This window comes from Acidithiobacillus sp., assembly GCF_023255755.1.
Lineage (GTDB): Bacteria > Pseudomonadota > Gammaproteobacteria > Acidithiobacillales > Acidithiobacillaceae > Acidithiobacillus.
Genome location: NZ_JAGDVS010000056.1, coordinates 1 through 4,995, shown reverse-complemented (window position 1 = coordinate 4,995; position 4,995 = coordinate 1). Strand labels below are relative to the sequence as shown.

Sequence of the window (4,995 nt, the reverse complement as noted above, 5' to 3'; positions counted from 1 at the left end):
GCCCTGAAGGACGAGGTTTGACGCGTATTTCGATCAATGCGTACCGAAAATCGGAACGCCCGCGGTTGTGGCTGCCTTCGCCAGATCGGCAGCCAGTGTTGCCAGCGGCAGGCCCGTGCGCAGCGATAGCTCCAAATAAGCAGCATCATAGGCTGACAGTTTATAGCGCCGGGCGAGGTTCAAGGTGTCTCCCAGGGCGTGTGCCGATGTTGCCTGATCGGTCACGATGTTGAGTCGCCCAAGGAGGGCGATGAATCGTTGTACGTCCGCTTCAGTCACAACACCCTTGGACTCCACCTTGGCTGCAACGTTGGCGACCTCCAGCGCGAACAGGGACGGCACAACGGCTTGAGATTCCCTAAGCGCCTTCAGGGTCGCACTGGCATAATCCACACCTGCCGGATTGGTTTCGGGCACCAGCCAGAGCAACGCAACAGAAGCATCCAAGACAAAATTCATGCCCGACCTTCGTTAATAAGCGCCTTGAGATCAACACCGTCCACAGGCTGACGAGCCTGCATGAAGGACAACATTTCATCGACGGCTGCCATGGCATCCGAGTGCTTGTTGCCTTCAGCGGGTACAAGATCGGCCACGGCCTCGCCCCGCAAGGTGATGGTGTAGCGATTGCCCGCTTGGATACCGCGCAGCAACTCCGGCAGCTTCGTCTTGGCTTCGTATGACCCAACTTCGATATTCATGAGCAGCTCCTTTTGACCTACATAGACCAGTATACAGACCGGTCCATATAGGTCGGGTTTCAGTTAGTGGATTTGATCGAGCCTGAATCTGCTTAGGCGTTTTCTGCGTCTTTTTGACGAAAGCATGCAAAATCACAACGCGTTTCCCGGATGCGGCGACGCATATGGCTCTGGGGGAAGGAAAGGCCATTGCCGGGCAGCTTTGTCAATACTACTCCCCTTTACGCCGCCCGCCCTTTGGCCGTCAACTCGATTCCCAGAGCTTTCATGACCGCGAGCGTGGTCTTGAGCGTCGGGTTGCCGCGCTCGCTGAACGAACGGTAGAGCTGTTCGCGGGAAAGTCCGGTTTGCCCGGCGATCTGGGCCATGCCCTTGGCGCGAGCGACAACACCCAGGGCATGAGCGATATAGCCAGCGTCGCCAGACTCGAACGCGTCGGCCATGAAGACCGCAATGGCTTCGTCAGAAGTTAGCCCTTCGGCGGGGTCGAAAGTGGTCAGTTGTTGTTCAGTCATGTCAGTTACTGCTCCTATAAACCTGTACGAATCTGTACAGAGGATTTATCCGCACACGGTTGATAGGTAGACATCACCTGCAACTCGTGCCCCTTGACGCTCAGTTGCGCCGGAGAACGTGACAGAAGAATACGTCGGACTTCCTTGTAGGGAGTGAACCGAGTTATCTCGGTATCTTCATACCTTGCCAGCACGTTCAACGCAGCATTGTGGTCAGCCTGGAGCGCATCCCCGTTGATACGGTAAAATTTATCCGCCACGCGCTTGCCTTCCAGCAAGCCCGTAACAGAGTCCATTTGCGATGTATAGGCTGCATTCACCAGGCGGTGATCTGCCTGTCGCTGCGTACATACGGAGTCCAGAGCTTCGGCGAGCACGCCTTTGGCCCATGCACTCATACGTCTGTTGTACCGCTTCCATACCTGTTTTTTAGCGATGGGAGCTGTTAAATCTTCCGAAACCACCACTGCCGCTTTGTCCACAATCGTGTGTGCTGATTGGTAAGCGATGGTTCGTAGCCGCTTGTGGGCATATTCCTTGCGGTTATCAATCTTGATGCGTCCGAGATTGCAGAGTTTGATATGGTCCGCTTTAGCGATACGCCCCGCTTCCCGATGCTTCTTCTCCAGTGCATAGAGTTTGTTCCGCGCCTTTCCCGTCGCCGATGCTTTGTCGCTATATTCCGTCAGCACCGCGCCGAAGGTTTTACCATGCGCCGCGCCATCTGAATCTGTAAATGCTTCCGTGTATCCTTTGTCGATACCCATCATTTGGTCACCGCAAGGCCGTCCACTACTTTTGGTGGCGGCGTAGTGGATTTCTGTAAATCCAGCCTTGACCACGACACGAAGGTTGCTGCCGGAGAGGCTTACATTCTTGCCGCTGGAGGTGGTGGTCAATCGGATCGGTGCGCCATATTTCGCGGCGATATGAATCACGATGGTCAAGTGCCCGTCCACCACTTCCGTGGCGTACTTGTCCGAGCGAACCACGAACTGATTAGCAACGCGCGATTTGCCATGACGGAAATGCTTACGCATTTGACGGTGCAGAAAGTTGTCGGTGAGCCACTGATCCTTGCGAAGCAGTGTGTATAGGCGTTTGCGTTCAGATTCCTCATCGGCACGAGCAGCAATCGCTTTCCGCACCCTCTGCATGGCCGCCGCCTTGTATAGCAGTATGTCGTTCACAATATCCTTGGTGGTTTCGTTGCGGATGGTGCCGTCCACCGGAAGGTCCACGTACAAACGCGCCGCCGATATTTCCTTGCGAACCTCATTGGCTGACTTGCCCACGGTCCCCAATGCCCCATAACGCCGCCAAATATCGGCCCGCACAGTGCCCATGGCCCTGCAGATCGAGCGCAAGGCATCGGGAACATCAGCCTGTAAAGTGCGTGTTACGGTAGTCATTGCAAAATGTCCTTTGGCTCTTTCACTTTGTATTCCGGGTAATCTTCGCGCAATTGTTTCTTGTATTTCCGCATTCCATACAACCGGCAACTGAAGGTGTGAACTATGGATAGCAAGTCCTCGACCATTTCCTGCTGCGGCGACAGAGAATTTTGGTTAACGACCACGATCTCGCAGCCATTTTCAGCGGCAATATGAGCAATAAGGTCGTACCCGAAACGCACCAATCGATCTTTATGCGCAACCAGCAGCTTTTCGATCTCTCCGCGTTGCATGCGATCTAAAATGCTCAGAAAATGCTTGCGTTTAAAGTTCATGCCGCCACCGATTTCCTGGACCCATTCGTCCACAGCGACCCCTGCACTACGGCAATAGATTTCCATAGCATTCACCTGTGAGGCCAAGTCGTCTCCTAAATATTACAGAGATGACGCGTGCATGGAAAAACCGCGTATGCGCGCACATGTTGAAGATATGTATATACTTGCTGAAGGAGCTTGTAAAATAGCGATTAAATTTGTTAAGAAGCACGAAAGGATGCCCTGCAGATGATTGGTCAGACGGAGGTTTCAGGTTTGGTCAGCAACACATATCCGTCTCGCAAACGAAGGTTTAATCGACACTTCCTTTATGGACACTTTCGTGCCTAGATCCGGTCCCGAAAGTGTCTGGAAAGTCGTTCAACAATCTACGTATGAATGCTGACTGATTATCTGATTCGGCTTGCTCACCTTCGCCGCAAGCGGCTGCGCGGGCTAAAGCCCTTACAGACACAGCCCCCCCCGCCTCTATCCCGCTCTAACCTCGTTAAGCAAATCAGGATGCCGTTCAAGCACCTTGAGCAGCTTCACCAACGCCAAAGACGGCTTGGTCTTGCCGTTCTCGTAACGCGAGAAGGCATTGGCTCCACCGCCGAAGATTTCAGCGGCCTGACGTTGATCCAGATCAAGCTTCTTGCGCACCAGAGCGATGTAGTGAGGATCAACATAGGCCGAGTTCACCTGACGCTGGAATTGCCCAATCAACTCACTGTAACGATCGCCATATTCGCGGTTCAGGACGACCTCACCACATGCCGGGCAGAAGTCACCAGTTACCTCTGGAATAGTGGTGGTTTCGCCCTTGTATATGTATGGCATATCGCGGGTATCGTGGATCAGTTCAGCCGCGCCGCAGCATGGGCATTTCATGGTCACAACTCCTTAAAAGAAACAATCAGCACATCATCAATAACGGTCAGCTTCAGGTACACATCGGCACTATTATCTGTCTTGGCATGGTACACATCCTGCCAAATACGGTGATCCCCGTGCGTCGTCATGCTCTTGTAAAAATCACCGGACGTGAGGGACATGACAACGGCACACATCCCGGCAAGATCATGGATCCCCAATTCACGAGCGCCATTGAAGGCGCTGGCCGTAGCGTTGACCTTACCGGCTTCGGTTAACGCCTTTACTGTGGACAGCTTGCAGTGAGGGATGCCTTTTTCCATTTCGCCATTTTAACCTAATGCACAAATATTGCAATTAGGTTAGTTTCCTCATCGCAACATTGGAGCCAGCGTGAGCTGTTTCCCACTTCAGATGGCAGCCATAATGGCCTCCATAAGCGTGAAATAGATATTATTGTGGCCCGCATGAGCTACAACAACACCCATGCTGGCAAACCTCATCCGAACGGATTGAACTCCAGCACCGATGATTCATCTTCGTCCTCAGTGGGCGCTGGTGGACACGCCACAGCACCGTCCTTCTGTGTATGGCCCGCCCCGCTCATCGCTTCGGTCAACGCCCTCCAGAGCGGACCGTGCGCCTCCAGCCGTTCATTGATCCAGCTCTGCCCCTTTGGGGTCCGCATCATCTCCAGCAGATCCTCCGCCCGCAGAAAAACCTCCCCATTCGGCCCCGCTTTCAGGCGCCCCAGATCCATCGGAAGTGACCCCTTCCGGTTTGCCTGCACCACCAGATACGGATTGTTGAAGCTGTGTACCAGCTGCAAGGCTTCGGTAATGGCTTTGACTTCCGGCGATTCCCAGCCTGGGCAATGGATTGTGATAGCACCCAGACGGCCATCCGCTTTGGCCATGGTATAAACGGCCTCGGCCGTATCCGTATGCTGCACGTTGAAGGTGACCTGCTTCCAGCCCTTTTCCCGGCTACCCCGGTACAAGGCCGCAGCGACCTGCTGCGGGGTCACCTCCTGCTGCGGGACGACGAGACGCTCCGGATAATCCCAGACGAGCACCCCGTAGAGCTGTATGACCTGATGGCTCAGGAGTTCGGCCACAAACCCCTCCGGGTCCTGGTCTTTTATCCTAAAAAAAGCAGTTACGGCCCGGCCAGAGCAGGAATCGCCCCATCTGGT

The 4,995-nt window shown here is 54.2% G+C and carries 8 protein-coding genes and 1 pseudogene; all 9 read right to left on the bottom strand.

Annotation, left to right across the window (positions count from 1 at the left end; all coding sequences use genetic code 11):
• Positions 1-33: 33 nt before the first annotated feature.
• Positions 34-459: a type II toxin-antitoxin system VapC family toxin gene (locus Q0C48_RS03860; protein WP_291521722.1), complete on the bottom strand. Its 426-nt coding sequence runs from the start codon at positions 457-459 to the stop codon at positions 34-36.
• Positions 456-653 (bottom strand): prevent-host-death protein, encoded by a 198-nt coding sequence (locus Q0C48_RS03855; protein WP_366936999.1) that lies wholly within the window; start codon positions 651-653, stop codon positions 456-458. Before Q0C48_RS03855 ends, Q0C48_RS03860 begins: the two co-directional genes overlap by 4 nt.
• Entirely contained in the window at positions 574-891 is a 318-nt protein-coding gene (locus Q0C48_RS14645; protein ID WP_366936998.1) for a type II toxin-antitoxin system RelE/ParE family toxin, read from the bottom strand. The genes Q0C48_RS03855 and Q0C48_RS14645 overlap by 80 nt, the downstream gene beginning before the upstream one ends.
• A gap of 31 nt (positions 892-922) precedes the next feature.
• Positions 923-1,216, bottom strand: a complete 294-nt coding sequence (locus tag Q0C48_RS03850; protein ID WP_014028562.1) for an addiction module antidote protein — start codon at positions 1,214-1,216, stop codon at positions 923-925.
• 14 nt (positions 1,217-1,230) lie between these two features.
• Entirely contained in the window at positions 1,231-2,511 is a 1,281-nt protein-coding gene (locus Q0C48_RS03845; RefSeq protein WP_291521720.1) for a transposase, read from the bottom strand.
• Positions 2,512-2,624: 113 nt separating this feature from the next.
• A pseudogene (locus tag Q0C48_RS03840) lies at positions 2,625-3,038 on the bottom strand (IS607 family transposase); the annotation flags it as partial.
• A gap of 378 nt (positions 3,039-3,416) precedes the next feature.
• A complete protein-coding gene (locus Q0C48_RS03835; RefSeq protein ID WP_291521718.1) occupies positions 3,417-3,818 on the bottom strand; it encodes a type II toxin-antitoxin system MqsA family antitoxin in 402 nt (133 codons plus the stop codon).
• Positions 3,819-3,820: 2 nt separating this feature from the next.
• Positions 3,821-4,123 (bottom strand): type II toxin-antitoxin system MqsR family toxin, encoded by a 303-nt coding sequence (locus Q0C48_RS03830; RefSeq protein ID WP_291521717.1) that lies wholly within the window; start codon positions 4,121-4,123, stop codon positions 3,821-3,823.
• A 176-nt stretch (positions 4,124-4,299) separates the two neighbouring features.
• Positions 4,300-4,917, bottom strand: coding sequence for a hypothetical protein (locus Q0C48_RS03825; protein ID WP_291521716.1), 618 nt, complete (start codon positions 4,915-4,917; stop codon positions 4,300-4,302).
• Positions 4,918-4,995: the final 78 nt, after the last annotated feature.

Coding starts and splice junctions, on each gene's coding strand:
- Q0C48_RS03850 (WP_014028562.1), bottom strand. CDS start 1,216: ATGACTGAACAACAACTGACCACTTTCGACCCCGCCGAAGGGCTAACT.
- Q0C48_RS03830 (WP_291521717.1), bottom strand. CDS start 4,123: ATGGAAAAAGGCATCCCTCACTGCAAGCTGTCCACAGTAAAGGCGTTA.
- Q0C48_RS03860 (WP_291521722.1), bottom strand. CDS start 459: ATGAATTTTGTCTTGGATGCTTCTGTTGCGTTGCTCTGGCTGGTGCCC.
- Q0C48_RS03835 (WP_291521718.1), bottom strand. CDS start 3,818: ATGAAATGCCCATGCTGCGGCGCGGCTGAACTGATCCACGATACCCGC.
- Q0C48_RS14645 (WP_366936998.1), bottom strand. CDS start 891: ATGGCCTTTCCTTCCCCCAGAGCCATATGCGTCGCCGCATCCGGGAAA.